The organism is Agrobacterium sp. 22-221-1 (assembly GCF_053522445.1).
In genome coordinates, this window is record NZ_JBNWCL010000023.1 from 1 (window position 1) to 19,905 (window position 19,905).

Consider the following 19,905-nt stretch of genomic DNA (forward strand, 5'->3'; position numbering starts at 1 on the left):
CTTGATTTCTTAAGAACGAAAGTCGCCGTCGCCAGCAGCGCCGCCGCCCTCGTTCAGTGAGCGGACTTATAAATCCACCCAACCAAACAAGTCAACACAGCAATATCAAAAAAAACAAGAAATGTGATATCTAGCTGATTGTAAAAGGGAATTTGAAAATTATCGTATAAATTAACGAGTTTTAACGGTTTTCCCATCGGTGTCCGTCAAGCTTGATGGGCCTTCCCCTATATAGGGGCTCCATATCGCAATAACAGGGGCGAAGGCCTTGTAGATATCAGTCGGAAGACGGGCTGAAGCGGGCGACCAGCGCATGCGCATTGCCGGGATAGGTGAAGCGCACATAGGTGACTGCGCCCGAATTGCTCCAGGTGCGGCGCTCCACGACAAGACACGCTTGCCTGTCGGAAATGCCGAGCAGGCGCGCGATCTCCTTCGACGGTGTTTCGGCGCTGATCCGGTGTTCGGCAGTGCTCCAGGGAACATGGCCGAGCAGCCAGGGGCCGGGCGCAATTTCGGTAAAGTCGGTTTCAGCCGCTTCCGGCACGGCCGTCAGATTGATGAGGCGCTGTTCGACACAGAATTCGCGCGCGCCGGCGAAATGGATGCAGAGAATGTCAAGCAACGACGTGCCGACGGAAACGTCTAGCCGCTCACGATCCGCGCTTTTTGCGCTGCGCCTTTCGCGCTCCAGGATTTTGAAGCCATATTCGAGGCCAAGGGATTCGACCTCGGCCCCGATATCGTGAATTTGAAGAACGGCGGACTGGATCTGCGGCTGGCGAACGAAACTGCCGGATTTCTTGCGGCGTTCGATCAAACCAGCCTTGGCGAGCTGGCCCATGACCTTGTTCACGGTCATGCGTGAACAGTGATATTGATCGGCGAGGTCGACCTCGAAAGGCAACCTGTGACCCGGCGGCCATTCTCCCGAAACGATACGGCCCTCGATCTCACTGAGGATACGCTGGTGCAGGGTCTGCCCGGCTGCTGCTTTCGTCACGTCCGCAATGCCTTTCCCCGCTGGCTTTTTCCTGTTTCCGCCGAGCCCATATCAGCTATCGAGAAGTTCAGCCATGACCTTGTTGAAACGATCGGATATTTCGCGGCGATGGATATGTCGGCCGGCCTGCACGCGCTTCTTGCCGCGCACCCAAACGGAATCGACAGAAACGCCACCCGCGAATATCCATTGATCGAGAATCTGGGATATCGGAAGATAAGAAACGGCCGAAACATCAAGAGCGACGAAATCGGCGCTTTTTCCACTTTCCAGACCGTTTCGCGACGCCAGAGCCCTGCCGCCGCCCTCAAGCGCCTGCCGGAAGAGTTTTTCTCCCGTGGAATGACCGGCATCGGCGATGACATTGCGTGCCCGATGCGAGAGGCGTTGCGAATATTCGAGCGTTCGCAATTCTTCCGGCACGGAAATCAGAATGTTGGAATCGGATCCGACACCATAATGGCCGTTTTCAGCGAGAAACGCCGGAGCCGGGAAGATGCCGTCGCCGAGATTGGCTTCGGTGATCGGGCAGAGACCGGCAACAGCACCGCTTTTTGCCATGCCTCGCGTTTCGGTTTCCGTCATGTGTGTCGCATGGATAAGGCACCAGCGGCCATCGACCGGCGCGTTTTCAAGCAGCCATTCCACCGGTCTCGCGCCGGAAAAGGCGAGCGAATCTTCCACTTCTTTCGTCTGTTCCGCCACATGAATATGGATCGGCCCACCTTTTGCCAGCGGCTCGATGGCTGCCAGCTCGTCGCCGGTCACCGCACGCAGACTGTGCGGCGCTATGCCGAGGGCGGCGCCCGGCAGCCTGTCCACCACGACCTGCGCGCCCTGCATCAGCTTTCCGTAGCTGTCGAGCGAATGGATGAAGCGCTTCTGCCCGTCGATTGGCGCCTGGCCGCCGAAACCGGAATGGGCGTAAAAGACCGGCAGCAATGTGAGGCCAATGCCCGTCTGCGAGGCGGCTGCACCGATACGTTCGGCCATTTCGGCGATATTGTCGTAATGCGAGCCATCCCTGTCATTATGCAGATAGTGAAATTCTCCAACCCGCCCGAAACCGGCCTCGAGCATTTCCATATAAAGCTGGGCGGCAACCGCCTCGACATGGTCAGGTGTCATGGAGAGCGCGAATTTATACATGACGGTGCGCCAGCTCCAGAAACTGTCATCACCGGGACCACGGATTTCGGCAAGCCCGGCCATGGCACGCTGAAAGGCGTGGCTGTGAAGATTGGGCATGGCCGGGACAATGACGGCATGTCGCTCATCCTGCGGCTGCGGGGAAACGCCGGTTTCTACGGATAAGATGACGCCGCCATCGCAGACGATGCGAACATCCTTCACCCATCCATCCGCCAGAAGCGCTGCGCCCGCGTGAATTGCCGTCATGCCACCCTCTCCTTTGGTTCTGTCCGGCAAGGCCATTTCAAACACGAAATTGCAGCTTGCCAAGCCGATTATTATGTATATACATTTAACTCACAAAGGAAAGGCGAAAAGCAAATGCCAGGGAACAAATCTGCAAACGGAACGGCGACGGGGAACGCCACGGCTTTGTGGCGCAACGCCCGGCTGGCAACCTTCAATCCCGCCATGGAAGACATCGGTACCATCGAAAACGCCGTCATTGCCGTGCGTAACGGCCGTATCGCCTTTGCCGGCCCTGAAAGCGATCTGCCCGCCGATCTGGCGACAGCCGATGAGACCAACGATTGCGGCGGCCGCTGGATCACCCCTGCCCTGATCGACTGCCACACCCATCTTGTCTTCGGCGGCAACCGCGCCATGGAATTCGAGATGCGGCTGAATGGGGCGACCTATGAAGAGATCGCCAAAGCGGGCGGCGGCATTGTTTCTTCGGTGCGCGACACGCGCGCGCTTTCGGAAGATGCTCTGGTGGCGCAGGCTCTGCCGCGTCTCGACACGCTTCTTTCCGAAGGCGTTTCCACGGTCGAAATCAAATCCGGTTACGGTCTCGATATTGAAACCGAACTGAAGATGCTGCGCGTCGCCCGCAGGCTCGAGACATTGCGGCCAGTGCGCATCGTCACCAGCTATCTCGCCGCACATGCGACACCTGCAGACTATAAGGGGCGCAACCCCGATTATATTGGCGATGTCGTTCTGCCGGGGCTGGAAAAAGCCCATGCGGACGGACTGGCGGATGCGGTTGACGGTTTTTGCGAAGGCATCGCCTTTTCCGTCGAGGAGATCGACCGGGTTTTCAAGGCTGCAAAACAGTATGGCCTTCCGGTCAAACTGCATGCCGAGCAGCTTTCCAACCTTGGCGGTTCCGAGCTTGCGGCATCCTATAACGCCCTTTCGGCCGATCACCTCGAATATCTTGATGAGGCCGGTGCGACGGCGCTGGCTAAAGCAGGAACCGTGGCCGTGCTTCTTCCCGGCGCTTTCTACGCGCTCAGGGAAAAACAACTGCCGCCGGTGCAGGCCCTGCGCGATGCCGGAGCCGACATTGCGCTGGCAACAGACTGCAACCCCGGCACTTCGCCGCTCACCTCCCTGCTGCTGACCATGAATATGGGCGCAACGCTTTTCCGCATGACCGTGGAAGAGTGCCTGACGGCGACGACACGCAACGCGGCAAAGGCGCTCGGGCTGCTTGCCGAAACCGGCACGCTGGAGGCTGGAAAATCCGCTGATTTCGCCATCTGGGACATCGAGCGTCCGGCAGAACTTGTCTACCGCATCGGTTTCAATCCGCTCCACGCCCGCATTTTCAAGGGACAGAAGGTTTGCCCATGACCATGAAGACCATCACGCTTCACCCCGGCAATGTGACCTTGGCCGATCTCGCCGCGATATACTGGGAGAACGGCAGCGCCAAACTCGACCGCAGCTTCGATAAAGGCATTGAAAAGGCGGCGGCCCGCATCGCCGAGATCGCTGCCGGCAATGCGCCGGTCTATGGCATCAATACCGGTTTCGGCAAACTCGCTTCCATCAAGATCGACGCGGCCGATGTGGCGACGCTGCAACGCAATCTCATCCTGTCGCATTGCTGCGGGGTCGGCGCACCGCTTCCTGAAAACGTCGTGCGGCTGATCATGGCGCTGAAGCTGGTTTCGCTCGGTCGCGGCGCATCCGGCGTGCGGCTGCAGCTTGTGCGGCTGATCGAAGCCATGCTGGAGAAGGGCGTCATCCCCGTCATTCCCGAAAAGGGTTCGGTTGGGGCTTCCGGCGATCTCGCGCCGCTTGCCCATATGGCGGCGGTGATGATGGGCGAAGGCGAGGCCTTTTATGCGGGCGCGCTTCTGCCAGCCGGCGAAGCGCTTGCGAAAGCCGGACTGACCCCGGTGGTGCTTGCCGCCAAGGAGGGGCTTGCGCTGATCAACGGCACGCAGACCTCGACGGCGCTCGCGCTCGCCGGTCTTTTCCGGGCCCATCGCGCAGCGCAGGCGGCACTGATTACCGGTGCGCTTTCCACCGATGCGGCCATGGGGTCTTCCGCACCTTTCCATCCCGATATTCACAGCCTGCGGGGTCATAAGGGCCAGATCGACGCCGGAGCCGCCCTTCGTCGGTTGCTGGAAGGTTCAGAAATCCGCGTCAGCCATATCGAGGGCGATGAGCGGGTGCAGGATCCCTATTGCATTCGCTGCCAGCCGCAGGTGGATGGCGCCTGCCTCGATCTTCTACGGCAGGTGGCCCGCACGCTGGAAATCGAAGCCAATGCCGTGACCGACAATCCGCTGGTGCTTTCAGACAATTCCGTCGTCTCCGGCGGCAATTTCCACGCCGAACCGGTGGCCTTTGCCGCCGACCAGACGGCGCTCGCCATTTGCGAGATCGGCGCGATCGCCCAGCGCCGCGTGGCGCTGCTGGTCGATCCAGCCCTCTCCTATGGCCTGCCGGCCTTTCTTTCCAAGAAGCCCGGGCTGAATTCCGGCCTGATGATCGCCGAAGTCACCTCCGCCGCGCTGATGAGCGAGAACAAGCAGATGGCGCATCCGGCCTCGGTGGATTCCACACCGACCTCCGCCAATCAGGAAGACCATGTCTCCATGGCCTGCCATGGCGCGCGCCGCCTGCTGCCGATGACGGACAATCTTTTCGCCATTCTCGGCATCGAGGCGCTTTCGGCGGTGCAGGGCGTGGAGCTGCGCGGGCCGCTGAAAACGAGCCCCGAACTGCAAAAGGTAATCGCGGCATTGCGCGCGGCGGTCCCTTCGCTGGAGGAAGACCGCTATATGGCGCCGGACCTGAAGGCTGCGTCGGAATTGATTGCCTCCGGCGCGCTGGTCGCGGCAATTTCGGACGGCATTCTGCCAAAGCTGGAGGCGTGAAATGATGAGTACTTTATCCTCCACTGCCGTGGGGTTACCCCCCTCTGCCCTGCCGGGCATCTCCCCCTCAAGGGGGGAGATCGGCAAGCGGCGAATACCTTGCGCCACAATATCTGAGAACGAGCGGGTGCGGCATCTGATCTCCCCCCTTGAGGGGGAGATGCCCGGCAGGGCAGAGGGGGGTAACCCCACGGCAGAAGAGGCCGATCGATGAACAGACCCTTCACGCTTCACCAGGGCACCTCGCCCATCATTCTCGGCCTGCCCCACACCGGCACGGCTGTCCCGGCGGATATCTGGCAACGCCTGAACGATAACGGCAAGATTCTCGCCGATACGGACTGGCATATCCATGAGCTCTATGCCGGCCTTCTCGAGAATGCGACAACCGTAAGGGCGACCTTCCACCGTTATGTGATCGACGCCAACCGCGACCCGGCCGGGGTCAGTCTTTATCCGGGCCAGAACACAACCGGGCTTGTTCCGGAGACCGATTTCGACGGCGAGCCGATCTGGAATGAAGGACAGGAACCCGCGGCGGACGATATCGCCTATCGTCTGGAGAACTTCCACGCGCCCTATCACGCGGCCCTTGCGGCGGAAATCGAGCGGGTCAAATCCATCCACGGCATCGCCATTCTCTATGATTGCCATTCTATCCGTTCGCATATTCCCTTCCTGTTCGAAGGCAAGCTGCCGGATTTCAACATCGGCACGGATATGGGCAAGACCTGCGATCCGGCCATCGAAAAAATCGCCGTCGAGGTGACCGCAGCAGCAGAGGGCTACGACAGCATTCTGAACGGTCGTTTCAAGGGCGGCTGGACGACGCGCCATTACGGAAAACCGCAGAGCGGCGTGCATGCCATTCAGATGGAGCTGGCGCAATCCACCCATCTTCAAAGCGAGACGCCGCCTTTTGCCTACGACACGGGCAAGGCCGAACGGCTTCGCTCCCATCTCAAAACCATTCTCACGCGCATGGAAAAATTTGCGCTCGACACGAAACGATAAGGGGAAGACACATGAACAATCCACGCCACAATATTCGCGATGTCCGCTCGCCGCAGGGCACTGACCTCAATGCCAAAAGCTGGATGACGGAAGCGCCGCTGCGCATGCTGATGAACAATCTCGACCCTGACGTGGCCGAGCGCCCGCATGAGCTGGTGGTTTATGGCGGTATCGGCCGCGCCGCCCGCACCTGGGACGATTTCGACCGTATCGTCGCGACGCTGAAGGATCTGAACGAGGATGAAACCCTCGTCGTGCAGTCTGGCAAGCCGGTCGGCGTGTTCCGCACCCACAAGGACGCGCCGCGCGTGCTGATCGCCAATTCCAACCTCGTGCCGCACTGGGCGAACTGGGATCATTTCAACGAGCTGGATAAGAAGGGCCTTGCCATGTACGGCCAGATGACGGCCGGTTCGTGGATCTATATCGGCACGCAGGGTATCGTACAGGGCACCTATGAAACCTTTGTCGAGGCCGGCCGCCAGCACTATGAAGGCAACCTGAAGGGCAAGTGGATCCTGACCGGCGGTCTCGGCGGCATGGGTGGCGCACAGCCGCTCGCCGCCGTCATGGCCGGCGCCTGCTGCCTTGCCGTCGAATGCGATGAAACCCGCGTCGATTTCCGCCTGCGCACCCGTTATGTCGATGCGAAGGCGCATACGCTCGATGAGGCGCTGGCCCTGATCGACCAATGGACCAAGGCGGGCGAGGCGAAATCCGTCGGACTGATCGGCAATGCGGCGGAAATCTTCCCGGAACTCGTCCGTCGCGGCGTTCGTCCCGATATCGTTACCGACCAGACCTCGGCGCACGATCCCGTCCATGGTTACCTTCCGGCCGGATGGACCGTTACCGAATGGCGCGCCAAGCAGGAAAGCGACCCGAAGGCCGTTGCGGCTGCCGCTCGCGCCTCCATGAAGGTGCATGTGCAGGCCATGGTCGATTTCTGGAACGCCGGCGTTCCGACACTCGATTACGGCAACAATATCCGCCAGGTCGCCAAGGATGAGGGCCTGGAAAACGCCTTCGCCTTTCCGGGCTTCGTACCGGCCTATATCCGCCCGCTATTTTGCCGCGGTATCGGCCCGTTCCGCTGGGCGGCCCTTTCCGGCGATCCGGAAGATATCTACAAGACCGACGCCAAGGTGAAGGAACTGCTGCCAGACAACAAGCACCTGCATAACTGGCTGGACATGGCGCGCGAGCGCATCGCGTTCCAGGGCCTGCCGGCGCGCATTTGCTGGGTCGGCCTTGGCGACCGCCACCGTCTCGGCCTTGCCTTCAACGAAATGGTCAGGAACGGTGAGCTGAAGGCGCCGATCGTCATCGGACGCGACCATCTGGATTCCGGCTCCGTCGCCTCGCCCAACCGCGAGACGGAGGCCATGAAGGATGGCTCGGACGCCGTTTCCGACTGGCCGCTTCTCAATGCGCTGCTCAACACCGCATCCGGCGCGACCTGGGTGTCGTTGCATCACGGCGGCGGCGTCGGCATGGGCTTCTCGCAACATTCCGGCATGGTCATCTGCGCCGATGGTACCGACGATGCCGCTCGCCGGCTGGAGCGCGTTCTGTGGAATGACCCGGCAACCGGCGTCATGCGCCATGCCGATGCCGGTTACGACATCGCCGTGGAATGCGCAAAGGAACAGGGCCTGCGCCTGCCCGGCATTCTCGGCAATTGATCCTCTTTCGGCCGGAGAGAGAAACACCTCTTTCCGGCCGATCCCTCTCAAAAGTGGAAAACCATGACCCTGCTGCGCGCAAGCGATTACAAGCGAATGCCCTGGAAAAACGGCGGCGGCGAGACAGTGGAAATCGCCATCTTTCCACCCGCGTCTTCCGTCGAGAATTTCGACTGGCGCATCAGCATGGCGACGGTGGCGAGCGACGGGCCGTTTTCGATCTTCCCCGGCATAGACCGCACCCTCTCCATTCTTGAGGGAAACGGCATGGTGCTGGCAATTGCGGCGGGCGATCCGCTGTTGCTGACAATGGAAAGCCCACCCCTGCCCTTTCCGGCCGATGTTCCCGTGAATGCGACCCTGCCCGATGGCGCGATCACCGATCTGAACGTCATGACCCGCCGCTCGCGCTTTCGTCATGTCGTTAAAAGGCACTCCGGCCCATTTTCGGGAAAAGCCGCCGGAAACACGACGCTTGTGCTGGCACTCGACCCGCTGGCGGTTTTAACCGGTGAAGGCAAGGAGCGATTGGGGAAGCTGGACGGTCTGCTGATCGAAGGCGGTTTACCGTTCACCGTCGAAGGAGATCGAAGCGAAAGCACGTTTTTCCTGATCACCCTCGAGCGTCTCTGAATCCTTCCGGAAAAGGCTTCACAAGTTCCGTCCAGACAATGCTCAAACCGCTGCCGCCTCAGTCCAGGCCCAGCGGATCGGCCACCCGTGGCCAAAGCTCAAGGCTCGCCTTGCGATAGGGCGTTTTCGCCGGATCGGTCGGATAAGACGTCGGGGCCGCGATATAAACGATCTCGGAGGCGACCGGCGCAAACCCCGCATGGAAATGATTGGTTGACTTGACCAGCAGCACATCTTTTTTCGCAAAATCGACGCCGAGATTGGAAAAGATATCCGGCTCATAAGTTTGCGTGCGGCTGGTGATGAGGATGATATCGATCTGCGTACCGAGCGGCCGAACGACAGCGGCGCGGCCGAGCGTTACGCGGCTGTTGCGGAAACTCTGCCAGCCGGCCTCGGCCGTGCGCATCACCTTTATGCGGAAATCGAGCGGCTCGCCGCCTTCCGGGCTGGATTTGCCGCCGATGCGCAGATCGATTTCGGCCCCCTCGCCCGCCGCGTGACAGAAAGACACCGCAATCGGGTCCCAGATCGTCGCGACGGCGATATTGTCCATGCCGCGCTCCACCATGCGCCGCAGAATATGGGTGGCGTCACCGGCGACACCGCCGCCCGGATTATCCCAGATATCCGAGACGACGACCGGCCTGTCCAGATTGTTGCGGCGAATGGCAAGAACCTGGTCGAGACCAGATTCCGTATCGAGCATCGGCATGGCGGTCAGCTTGCGCATGGCATAAAGCTCATGGCCGAGCTTTTCGGCCAGCGCATCGCCCTTTGCCCTGTCATTATCGGTCACGACAACGATGCGCGTTCCCATATCCGGCACATCGCCCGCCATGAAACCGTGAATGACGGAAATCGACAGGATGCCATCCTTGCCTTCCATCGCCTTCAGCCGGTCGACGTAAGAGCGCATCGGCTCACGGCTGGTGGGATAAATGGTGATCATGCGGCAATCGAAAGTGGAGATGACCGGCTTGATCTCCCCCCGAAGCGTGCGCAGCGCCATTTCCACCACATGCTCACCACGCTCTTCGAAATCCGTATGCGGAAACTCCAGAAACGTTGCCATGATATCGAGATTTTTGACCCGAAGCGCCGTCAGATGGCTGTGCGGATCGAATTCCGCCGCGACCAGCACATCCGGTCCGACCAATGCGCGGACGCGCGACAGGAAATCCCCTTCCGGATCGTCATAACCCTGCGCCACCATGGCGCCGTGCAGACCGAGCACCACGGCATCGACCGGCAGGGCGGCACTGAGTTCGGCAAGAATGGTGTCCCGCAGCGTTTCATAGGTCTGGCGCTGGATGAGGCCCGCCGGTTCCGCCCAACAGGAAGTTCCCTCTATTACCGTAAACCCTTCCGCCTTGCCGCGGCGGCGCAAGATCGGCACTGGCGACGAGCAAAGCGTCGGCGTTTCGGGATGCTCCCCCGGCCCGGCATAAAAAGCCGCGCGAAAGGCGTCCATATCCGTCGGGACGGGTGAAAACGTGTTGGTTTCGGTGGCGAGTGACGCCGTGAAGATGCGCATGTCTCTAGATTCTCGTTACCGCAATCTGCCCTTCGGCAGCTTTATTTCAGAATTTAATTAGCCGGGTAATTTTACCAGACCGTGCCGCGGGCCGCGACCTGCTCAACCCGCGTCACGACACCGTTTCGATGAAAAACCATCCTGTCGAAAAGATTGCTGACGACGCAGGTGTGGTTTGGAACGACCTTGACCACATCGCCGATTTCAGGCCGGCCCGAGGCACAGCCGGATAGATCGACAACCGCATGTTCTTCCGAAAGCGAGATGATTTTCGCACCTTCGTAGCCTTCGAGCAGCCCGTAATCGCTGAAACCCAGAAGATCGGAGGTCAGGGCCTTGGAGCCGCAATCCAGCACAGCCCGATCGGCTGTCGGTCGCGATACGACGGTGGCAAGAACATGCATGGCGAGATCGCCCGCCGTGCAATGTCCGGCGCGCAGCATGGCGCGATCATTATAGACATAGGTGCCGGCCCGATGTTCGGTGGCGGAAGGAACGAGATGGGCGGCGTAAAAATCCGGAGAACCGCCGCTGGACCGCACCGGGCAATCCATGCCCTTTGCCGCCAGCAATGCCATGGTCTCGCGAAGGAAGTTCTCCACTGTCACGGCTCCGCCCGGTGCCGGATAGGTCAAAATGCCCTTGAATGTGAGGCCCGGTGCCGAGGCGATCTTTTCCGCAAGCGCCAGTGCCGCTTCCGGCGTCTGCACACCGCAGCGCTTGCCGCCCGTGTCGCATTCGACCAGTACGGCAAGCGGCCTTGCCGCATCGAATGTATCGGCAAGGCCCGCAATCGTGACCGCGCTATCGGCAACCACGCTCAACCGACCGATCCGCGCATTCAGCGCCTTCAACCGCGACAGCTTTGCTGCACCGAGAATATTATAGGTGATCAGAATGTCATCGAAACCGGCATCCGCAAAAACCTCCGCCTCACTGACTTTCTGGCAATTAATGCCGATGGCGCCGGCCTGAAGCTGCTGCTTTGCGACGGCGGGTATCTTGTGCGTCTTGATATGCGGCCGAAAGGCCTTGCCGTGGTCATCCAGATAGGATTGCGCCCTGAGGATATTGGCAGCGAGCCTGTCCTCGTCGATGACAGGCATCGGCGTCGAAATCGCATTGAGGGGTGTGCCCGCATCAGGCCAGGGATAGGTCATCGTCTACTCTCAAACATCGGCAAATTGGGCTTCAGGCCAGCGGCTTATAGGCGATAACGTCCATTTCCACCTTGGCATCGACCATCAACGGAGATTGCACGGTGGAGCGTGCCGGCGGATGATCGATGAAATATTTCTGGAAGACGGCGTTGAAGCTCGAAAAATCCCGGGCATCGTCCAGCCAGACATTGACCTTGACCACATCCGCAAGCGTACAATCGGCAAGCGCCAGAACATCCTTGATATTCGCAACCACCTGCTCGGTCTGAGCCACGATTCCGCCGGTCACCACCTCGCCATCGACGGTCGGCACCTGCCCGGACACATAAACGAAATCGCCGGCCCGGACGGCCTTGGCAAATGGTCGCCGCTGTCCGCCAGCCTGATTGTCCGCCGCCTCATATCGTATCAGTTTCGGCTCTTGCATAAGTCCTCGCAAATTATTTTCATAATTTCAGAAATTTTTGCGATTTGTAGCCGATTTCATGACACATTTCCACAAGCAATGTAAATTATTTAGCAATCGCGCACATTACGTGCGAAATCCGCTGCCGTGCTTACCGCCGATACATTATAGGGAAATGTATGGCTCATGGTCGATATATGGCGTGATTCATGGGGGAACTGCATGCTTATAATGCGGTCCCCGTGGGCATTCGCGCTACATTCCACTCGCCAAATTCGACATCCATGGAATTTCCAGCACATTATTCAGAAAACGAGTTTGCCGCGGCTAACCTCTTAGGAGAGGTACTGGACACGTCTCGCTTCGGGCAGTCCTTCAACCAGCTCACCCGCGTGCGGAAAGCCGATCGCTCGCTGTCACCCTATCCGTTATCTCTTGCGCGATTTTCTGCGCCTGCACGCGAATATCCGGAACAGCGGTAATTTCCCAGAAGCGGCCCGCCGTCAGCGCACCGGCGGCGAAAAGACCGGGCCAGCTTCGTCCGTCCGTCCGCAGCAAACGAGACTGGCCGTCGACTTCCACCCCGAGCCCGAAGGGATCGAGCAAAATAACGCAGTCAGCGCGCATCGTTTCAAGAAGCCGCGAATGGCCGATGCCGGCCCGCTCCATCCCCGTACAATTGACGACCCAATCGACCTGCAGTTCCTTCAATATCTGCGTATGTCTGCGGCGGTAACGCACGGCGATCCCCTCCTCTCCTTCTTCTATGGAGCGAAGGTAACCCGCATGGATTTCAAGAATACCATCTGAAAGCAATTTCCCGAAAGCGCCAGACACTTCAGGCGCGATACGGTGCCGATGGATGTTCCACCAAGGCAAGGCATGCCGAAGAAACCGGCTGCGTTGCGCAGGTGTAAGACGTTGCCAAAGCGATTGAGTTTGCGGCCGCAAACCGTCCATGACGGTGCGCCACGGCGCACCATCGCGCACCTGCTTGCGCAGAGAGTGCAGCAACCGGCTAATCTCCGTTGAGCCTTCAGGTAAATTCGGCCCCGCGGGCGGTGACGGTGGGCTGACATGCGGATGCGGCACCAGGCCACGACGGGACAGGACATGGATTGGGCCCCGATGTCCCTTTCCTCGCAAAGTCAAAACCTGATCGATCATCGTCAGGCCCGACCCCAGAATACAGATACGATCACCGGCCTTGATTTTGGACAACCATCCTGGCTGCCAGCAGTGGCCGATGACACGTTGCGGGCCCTCTTCTTCCTTTGCGACAGTTTGCACCGGCAAACTCGCCGCACCGACGCCCAGACACAGAACGACATTCTGCGCGCGCAGCTGCTCACCATTTTCCAGCGTAAAAGAAAATCCATCCGTGCCATCCGGCCGACAGGCCGAAGCCTTGGCCCGAACGAAGTCCACCCGGGCCCGCTGCTCCCTGCTTCTGAGCAAGCCAGCCAGTCTGTCGCGAAGATAAAGACCGTAGTCACCGCGCGAGGCGAACAGCAGGGGATTGTCCGCGATCCCGTTTTCCGCCAACCAGTCGACAAAGTCATCAGGCCTGTCAGGGAAGACACTCATTCGCCCGGCTGGCACATTCAGACGATGATAGGGCAGTTCCGTGCGATAGGCGGTGCCCCGCCCGAAATCCGACTCATCGCCGACGATAGCGATAGAGGCTTCCGCAGGCAGGGACGATAAAAGATGGGCGGCGGTACAGATGGCCGAAAAACCCGACCCGACGAGAGCGACATCATAGGACATTCATTCCTCCAACCTGCGACAGCTTGAACAGCCAGACGACGGGTGTCGAACCCAGCGATACTCTAGTCAACGAGTAGAGATTAAACAGATGCGAATGTCTACCCTTCACTTTCTGGCGTCGGGATTATCGGGGGCACAGAAGATCAAACCCCAAAGTTAGCCGCGGCAAACTTCCGCACGGGGGCGGATATTCGGGCACCAAAAGACGCGACAACGCCCTTCATTATGATCAACAACGAGAAGTTAGCCGCGGCTAACCGCCAAACCGTCACAAAAAGCAAATGTGATTCTTCCACAATGCTTTAGCGGCACTTTCCAACCTGAGAAAAAAGCCTATTGCGCCAAAAAGAGAATCGGCGCTTATATCTCAGTTGCGGAAAAAACCGCCTTTTTCGAAAAAAACCGCTACTGCAATTTCGAGCGAAAGAAGACCGATGACACAGAGTGCCGATTTAAGACGTGCCGCAGGAGCACCCGACCTGACGAGTCTTATACAACAGCATTCGGCTGCGTTGTCAGCCCAGTTGCAGGCTCATAATGCAAATACATTTTCCCCGCACACCGAAAAGAGCATGCGCCATTTTTCGCCGGCGGAAACCGCCCGGTTGATCGGCATCGGCGAAGCCTATCTTCGCCAGATCGCCGCCGAGCGTCCGGAGCTCGATGCGGCGCAGGCTTCCGGTCGTCGTTCCTATTCCGTCGAGGATATGGACGAGATCAGAAAATTCCTCGATCAGGGCGCACGTGGCACACGCCGTTATCTGCCGCATCGTCGTGACGGCGAAGAGCTGCAGGTCATCGCGGTCATGAACTTCAAGGGCGGTTCTGGAAAAACCACGACATCGGCGCATCTGGCGCAATATCTGGCGCTGCGCGGTTACCGGGTGCTTGCCATCGATCTCGATCCGCAGGCCAGTCTGTCCGCTCTCTTCGGTCATCAGCCGGAGATCGATGTCGGTCCGAATGAAACGCTTTATGGTGCGATCCGTTACGACGATGAACGCCGGCCGATCGCCGAGATCGTTCGTGGCACCTATATTCCCAATCTCCATATCGTTCCGGGCAATCTGGAGCTTATGGAATTCGAACACGACACGCCCCGCGCCCTGATGCGTCGCGCGCCGGGCGATACGTTGTTTTTTGCCCGCATTGGCCAGGCAATAGCCCAGGCGCAGAACTTCTATGACGTCGTGGTCATCGATTGCCCGCCGCAGCTTGGTTACCTGACGCTTTCAGCGCTGACGGCTGCCACATCGGTTCTCGTCACCGTTCATCCGCAAATGCTTGATGTGATGTCGATGAACCAGTTCCTTGCCATGACCGGCGATCTTCTCGCTGAAATCGGCAGGGCGGGAGCGCGTTCCGACTATAACTGGATGCGTTACCTGATCACCCGTTTTGAACCGAGCGATGGGCCGCAAAACCAGATGGTCGCGTTCCTGCGCTCAATTTTCGGTGAAAACGTCCTCATCCACCCGATGCTGAAGAGCACGGCCGTCTCGGATGCCGGACTGACCAACCAGACACTTTTCGAAGTGGAAAGAACCCAGTTCACCCGGTCCACCTATGACCGCGCGCTGGAAGCCATGAACAACGTAAACGCTGAAATCGAAGGACTGATTAAAAAAGCGTGGGGTAGGGCAGCATGAGCAGAAAACAGATCTTCGCCAATCTCGGTACGCCGGGCACCGACAGCAACGAGACTGCCACCGAGCGGTCGCGTCCGCGTATCAGGCCCATCCTCGGTTCTCCGGAACTCGTGACGGATGTTCTGAATTCCCCGGTCGGCATGATCGGCCAGTCGCTCAACGAAGTATCGGAACGCGCCAAGCGCGCAGAAGAGATCGAAAAGCAGCTCGCAGAAGGTCTTACGATCGTTTCGCTCAGCCCTGCCGATATCGATCCCTCTTTCGTACCGGATCGTATGCCAGCCTCGGAAGAAGCGGATGCAGGTCTGGTAGAGGCCATTCGTGAACAGGGCCAGCAGGTTCCCATTCTGGTGCGCCCGCATCCCGAATTCCCCGGCCGTTATCAGGTCGCCTTCGGCCATCGTCGCCTGCGCGCCGTTTCCAGCCTCGGTATTCCGGTCAAGGCGGTCGTTCGTGATCTCAGCGATGAGCAGCTCGTCGTTGCCCAGGGACAGGAAAACAACGAGCGTCGCGACCTCACCTATATCGAAAAGGCGCGTTTTGCCCAGAAACTGCAGATACGGTTTCCTCGGGATACGATCATGGCCGCCATGTCGCTGCACAAGGGCGATCTCTCCAACATGCTTTCGGTTGTCGGCCGCATTCCCGAGGATCTGGTCGATCTGATTGGCCCGGCCCCGACTGTCGGCCGTCGTAACTGGATGGATCTTGCCGATCAGCTTTCCTCCTCACAGGTCAAGGAAGCAGCCCGCGCCTATGTCAAGGATGCATCGGTTGCCGCCCTGCCATCGGAAGAACGTTTCAAGTCGCTTCTGGATTTTCTGAAGCCCAAGGCGCAGGCGAAAAAAACCGGCGTCTGGTCATCGCAAACCGGCGGCCGGCTGGCGAAGGTGGTCGAGAGCGACCGCAAGCTGGATATCTCCATCGACAAGAACGAAGCCCCGGAATTTGCCGAGTTCGTTCTCGAACATCTTCAGACGCTGTTTGCCGAATACCGGTCCAAGCAGTGATTTTTAACTCGAACGACTAACAGGAGACGCATCACAAAAGAAAAAAGCCCCCGAACGTTGCCGCGCGGAAGCCTTTCTTTGATTTAAGCACCCGAAGAATCTCATTTCCGCGAATCATAGTCAAGAGTCTTGGCATCGAATTTTTCGGTGAGCGATTTTCTTTTGCCTTGTGAAAGGTGAAAGACATGGACAGCACATGTGTAACGACGCCCTTTGGGCGGCGAGCGATGTCGTTTGGCGTCCTCGCGACCCAGTTCGCCGCGCAGAAAAACAAGAAAATCGAAGCGGTCGATAAATGGAAACTCTATCGTTCGGTCTGCGAAGCCAGGCCATTACTCGGCGTGACTGATCGCTCGCTTGCGGTCCTGAACGCGCTTTTGAGTTTTTATCCGAAAAACGAGCTTTCCAGCGAAGCCGGATTGGTTGTCTTCCCGTCGAATACGCAATTGTCACTCAGGGCCCATGGCATGGCCGAGCAGACATTGCGCCGGCATCTTTCGGCTCTTGTCGAGGCCGGTCTCATCATTCGCAAGGACAGCCCGAACGGAAAACGATACGCCCGCAAGCACAGGGGAGGGGAAATCAGCGAGGCTTACGGTTTTTCGCTGGCGCCGCTTCTTGCCCGCAAAGCGGAAATCGAGGAACTGGCCGAACGTATCGTCAGCGAGCGGCTCGATCTTCAGCGGCTTCGTGAAAATATCAGCCTTTGCCGCCGCGATATCCAGAAACTCTGCGAGATGATTGCCGCGAGCGGTGAAGTCGAAACCTTCGAAGGGTTTCAGACCCGCTACAATGCCATTGCCGGCTCTCTCGGCCGCAATTCCAAGCCAGCGGAGCTTCGGGAAATCGCCGGATTTTTGGCCTCTTTGCGCGAGGAAGTGACCAACTATCTGGAAAATATTGAAAAATCGAAAAAAACGGGCGGCAATGACTGCCAAAATGAGCGCCTCATAAAGAATTCAGAATCCGAATCCATATCTGAACGGCAAGATTTGCGCGAACCGGCAACCGTTGCACCTGCCAGCACGGCAAGCACCCAGCCGGCATATGTGGCACCCGTCAGTGCAAAAGCTTCGCCGCAGTCAGCAAAGCCTGTTCTTCATAAGCAATTTTTTGTTCCTGATATTGTTTTGGTTTTGAAGGCTTGCCCGGATATCTCACTCTATGCCCCAGGCGGAGCGATTACCGGATGGCGCGATCTCGAAGTGGCGACATCCGTCATCAAAACCATGTTCAACATCAGCCAGTCGGCGTATCAGGATGCGCTTGTCACCTTCGGCCGACAGGGAACGGCAGCCATTCTCGCATGCCTTTTGCAGAAAGCGGACCAGATAAGCTCGCTCGGCGGATATCTGCGTAATCTGACCCGTAAGGCGCAGGAAGGCGGCTTCGATGTGCAGACTATGCTTCTGGCGCAGTTGCGAGGGCGTAAGGACACCATGGAGGCGAACATGCTTTCGTGAGTTTTCGCGGCCGCGGGAAATGGTCATCGCTTGCAGAAAAAGCAGACGGAAGTTACATTAACGCCGCTTCCGCAAGTAGAAAGAGATTCGCATGAGGTTGCTGTAGCAACAGTGCAGCCGGTGGATTTCTATGGTTAATGCAAGGTAATGAAAACTAAGTTCGGTTTAGCTTTCGTTTGCGTTTTTCCGTGATTGGTTTCAATCGCTTGAGTCGAGGCTGTTTTTCGTCGAAATTGCGACGAGAAGAGCGGAAAAGCGTAATCTGTATGCGCGGAGCACCTGGCAAAACAGGCGTGTGATACTGAATAGAAGTCCATGCGCAAGTGCCACAAAACCGGGATATGGCCCATCGGAAGTGACTGGAAGGCGGACTGACAAAGCCTCGCGCCGAGGCGGCGAAGTTGAACTTTCTGCAAGGTCCTGCGTTTGCGCTTGATTGCTGGAACGGATGGCTGAGCTGATGAATTTTCCGGATGACATGGAACTGGCCGTCGCCCTCTACATGGCGGATAACGCCTTGCCCCGGGAAAGGGCTATCGAAAAGCTCCTGAGGGCGGAGCTCGAAAACACTGGCCATCTGCCCGGTGGCGAAGGTCGGCCGCCAGAGATCGTCGGTGGGCAATCGAGCGCGGACTATGTTCAATATAGCTCCTACCTCGATGGGGATAGCTGACGAGCGGCGGAACCAAAGCGGGCGAGGGCTGTTTATGGCGCAGATAATTGTGCCAGGATATGCGTCCCATGTTTCTCATATCATTTTTTCTCTCAGCCGCACTCGCCGCGATGACGAGCCTGCCAGCAATTGCCCAGCCTCTCGAGGTCAGCACGCTTGCGGTTTCCAGTGCCGACAGCATTCCACTTTCGCCAGAGGCCGCGACCCCGAACTACATTACCGACGTGTCTGGGAAGAAAGTCCGTCTGGTTGGGCCGCGCTTTTATCCCGACAGTGCGCGGGCGCTGGAGTTTCCCGGCCGAAGGTCGAACCCGGTTGCATCGGGCAGCGAAGAGGCTTTGTCGCAGCGGTGAGGGGGCGTGTTGAGAAGACCGGTCGGGAGGTGGAATGAGAACCGGGGGTGAGCTTCAAGGACGCAAAGCGGATGCGGAAAGCTGGATAAGGCAGGAGGGCCAGGACGCCGGCAAGGCCAGTTTTCCCGAATTGTTCTTCGATCTGGTCTTTGTTTTCGCGCTGATCCAGCTCTCCCACGCGCTCGCCAAGGATTTTGGGCCGACGGCGGCGCTTGAGGCCGGCATCCTGATATTGTCGCTCTGGTGGCTATGGATACACACCACCTGGATCACAAACCTGCTGAACACAGAAAAGGAGCCAGTCAGGATCCTGCTGTTCGTGCTGATGTTCGGCGGCGTTCTGCTGGCCATCTCGCTGCCGGAGGCTTTTGCGGAACAGGGCCTTGTCTTCGCCCTGATCTACAGCGTGATGCAGGTCGGCCGAAGCCTGTTCGCCCTCTATGCGTTCAGGGGTGAAGACCGGCAGTCTTTTCTGGTCTTCGTGCGCGTGACGATCTGGCTCGTGGTATCGAGCCTGTTCTGGCTGGCCGGTGGGTTCGTCGATCTGGCGGATCGCATTCTCCTGTGGGGCATCGCACTTGCAATTGAATATACCGGCCCCGCCTGCCGTTATGTCGTGCCGGGCGTGGCCTCGAGCGACGAGGACAGGCTGCATCTTTCCGGCGAGCATCTGGCGGAGCGATGTGCGCTCTTCGTCATCATCTGCCTTGGCGAAACGATCCTGACCACGGGACGCACGGCCACCGAATATATGAATTCGGGCCTGACATTCATCGTCTTCTGCTCCGCTTTCGTCAGTACCGTGGCGATGTGGTGGATTTATTTCCATCACGGGCAGGAGGAGGCTTCGAAAAAAGCCGAGAATGCCGAAGAAAAGGCGAAGATTGCCCATAATCTTTTTAACTACGGGCATTTGCCCATCGTGGCCGGTATCATCCTGACGGCGGTGGGTGAGGATTTCAGCCTCTCCCATGCGCGGGATGGCGCAACGATGCGCGAGGCGCTCGCCATTCTCGGCGGTCCGGTCCTGTTTCTGGCCGGCAATATCGGCGTCAAGATCGCCGTCGCCTATCAGCGACCGGTTTCGCATTTTGCCGGCGTGGCGGCGCTCTGCCTGCTTTTGCCGGTGCCGGGTGTTCCGCTTTTCGTGCTGCAACTGGCGAGCACGGCAATTCTTCTGCTTGTCGCCCTTTGGGAATATCTGGCGCTGAAAAGGGCGGTCGCCAATGCCTGATC

At 58.7% G+C, this 19,905-nt stretch carries 17 protein-coding genes; 11 read left to right on the forward strand and 6 right to left on the reverse strand.

Annotated features, from left to right (window positions below; genetic code table 11):
- Positions 1-277: 277 nt before the first annotated feature.
- A complete protein-coding gene (gene hutC, locus ACQZ5N_RS23645; RefSeq protein WP_448734291.1) occupies positions 278-1,003 on the reverse strand; it encodes a histidine utilization repressor in 726 nt (241 codons plus the stop codon).
- Positions 1,004-1,054: 51 nt separating this feature from the next.
- Positions 1,055-2,401: a formimidoylglutamate deiminase gene (locus tag ACQZ5N_RS23650; RefSeq protein ID WP_448734292.1), complete on the reverse strand. Its 1,347-nt coding sequence runs from the start codon at positions 2,399-2,401 to the stop codon at positions 1,055-1,057.
- A gap of 114 nt (positions 2,402-2,515) precedes the next feature.
- Between ACQZ5N_RS23650 and hutI the strand changes: the two genes are divergently transcribed.
- The 5 genes from hutI (at position 2,516) to ACQZ5N_RS23675 (ending at position 8,648) form a co-directional block, all read left to right on the forward strand.
- A complete protein-coding gene (gene hutI / locus ACQZ5N_RS23655; protein WP_448734293.1) occupies positions 2,516-3,775 on the forward strand; it encodes an imidazolonepropionase in 1,260 nt (419 codons plus the stop codon).
- Positions 3,772-5,316: a histidine ammonia-lyase gene (gene hutH, locus ACQZ5N_RS23660; protein WP_448734294.1), complete on the forward strand. Its 1,545-nt coding sequence runs from the start codon at positions 3,772-3,774 to the stop codon at positions 5,314-5,316. Before hutI ends, hutH begins: the two co-directional genes overlap by 4 nt.
- A gap of 210 nt (positions 5,317-5,526) precedes the next feature.
- On the forward strand, positions 5,527-6,330 hold the full coding sequence (hutG, locus tag ACQZ5N_RS23665) for an N-formylglutamate deformylase (protein ID WP_448734295.1): 804 nt from the start codon (positions 5,527-5,529) through the stop codon (positions 6,328-6,330).
- A gap of 11 nt (positions 6,331-6,341) precedes the next feature.
- Positions 6,342-8,015 carry a urocanate hydratase gene (gene hutU / locus ACQZ5N_RS23670; protein ID WP_448734296.1) on the forward strand — a complete coding sequence of 558 codons (1,674 nt, stop codon included), beginning with the start codon at positions 6,342-6,344 and terminating at the stop codon, positions 8,013-8,015.
- A gap of 63 nt (positions 8,016-8,078) precedes the next feature.
- On the forward strand, positions 8,079-8,648 hold the full coding sequence (locus tag ACQZ5N_RS23675) for a HutD/Ves family protein (RefSeq protein WP_448734297.1): 570 nt from the start codon (positions 8,079-8,081) through the stop codon (positions 8,646-8,648).
- Between the two features lie 58 nt (positions 8,649-8,706).
- Here ACQZ5N_RS23675 and ACQZ5N_RS23680 read toward each other — a convergent pair whose 3' ends face one another.
- The 4 genes from ACQZ5N_RS23680 to ACQZ5N_RS23695 form a co-directional block, all read right to left on the reverse strand.
- A complete protein-coding gene (locus tag ACQZ5N_RS23680; protein WP_448734298.1) occupies positions 8,707-10,185 on the reverse strand; it encodes a M81 family metallopeptidase in 1,479 nt (492 codons plus the stop codon).
- A gap of 71 nt (positions 10,186-10,256) precedes the next feature.
- Positions 10,257-11,345 carry a D-TA family PLP-dependent enzyme gene (locus ACQZ5N_RS23685; RefSeq protein ID WP_269832960.1) on the reverse strand — a complete coding sequence of 363 codons (1,089 nt, stop codon included), beginning with the start codon at positions 11,343-11,345 and terminating at the stop codon, positions 10,257-10,259.
- Between the two features lie 31 nt (positions 11,346-11,376).
- Entirely contained in the window at positions 11,377-11,772 is a 396-nt protein-coding gene (locus ACQZ5N_RS23690; protein ID WP_003519772.1) for a RidA family protein, read from the reverse strand.
- Positions 11,773-12,135: 363 nt separating this feature from the next.
- Positions 12,136-13,521: an FAD/NAD(P)-binding protein gene (locus ACQZ5N_RS23695; protein ID WP_448734299.1), complete on the reverse strand. Its 1,386-nt coding sequence runs from the start codon at positions 13,519-13,521 to the stop codon at positions 12,136-12,138.
- A gap of 434 nt (positions 13,522-13,955) precedes the next feature.
- Between ACQZ5N_RS23695 and repA the strand changes: the two genes are divergently transcribed.
- From repA to ACQZ5N_RS23725, 6 genes are all read left to right on the forward strand, one after another.
- Positions 13,956-15,170 carry a plasmid partitioning protein RepA gene (gene repA / locus ACQZ5N_RS23700; RefSeq protein ID WP_026363408.1) on the forward strand — a complete coding sequence of 405 codons (1,215 nt, stop codon included), beginning with the start codon at positions 13,956-13,958 and terminating at the stop codon, positions 15,168-15,170.
- Positions 15,167-16,180 carry a plasmid partitioning protein RepB gene (gene repB, locus ACQZ5N_RS23705; RefSeq protein WP_448734300.1) on the forward strand — a complete coding sequence of 338 codons (1,014 nt, stop codon included), beginning with the start codon at positions 15,167-15,169 and terminating at the stop codon, positions 16,178-16,180. Before repA ends, repB begins: the two co-directional genes overlap by 4 nt.
- A 185-nt stretch (positions 16,181-16,365) precedes the next feature.
- Positions 16,366-17,643, forward strand: a complete 1,278-nt coding sequence (gene repC / locus ACQZ5N_RS23710) for a plasmid replication protein RepC (protein ID WP_448734301.1) — start codon at positions 16,366-16,368, stop codon at positions 17,641-17,643.
- Between the two features lie 460 nt (positions 17,644-18,103).
- Positions 18,104-18,316: a hypothetical protein gene (locus ACQZ5N_RS23715; RefSeq protein ID WP_448734302.1), complete on the forward strand. Its 213-nt coding sequence runs from the start codon at positions 18,104-18,106 to the stop codon at positions 18,314-18,316.
- Positions 18,317-18,384: 68 nt separating this feature from the next.
- Positions 18,385-18,669 carry a hypothetical protein gene (locus ACQZ5N_RS23720; RefSeq protein ID WP_448734303.1) on the forward strand — a complete coding sequence of 95 codons (285 nt, stop codon included), beginning with the start codon at positions 18,385-18,387 and terminating at the stop codon, positions 18,667-18,669.
- A 34-nt stretch (positions 18,670-18,703) separates the two neighbouring features.
- Complete coding sequence (locus tag ACQZ5N_RS23725) at positions 18,704-19,903, forward strand: low temperature requirement protein A (protein ID WP_448734304.1); 1,200 nt, start codon at positions 18,704-18,706, stop codon at positions 19,901-19,903.
- The last annotated feature ends 2 nt before the right edge of the window (positions 19,904-19,905 follow it).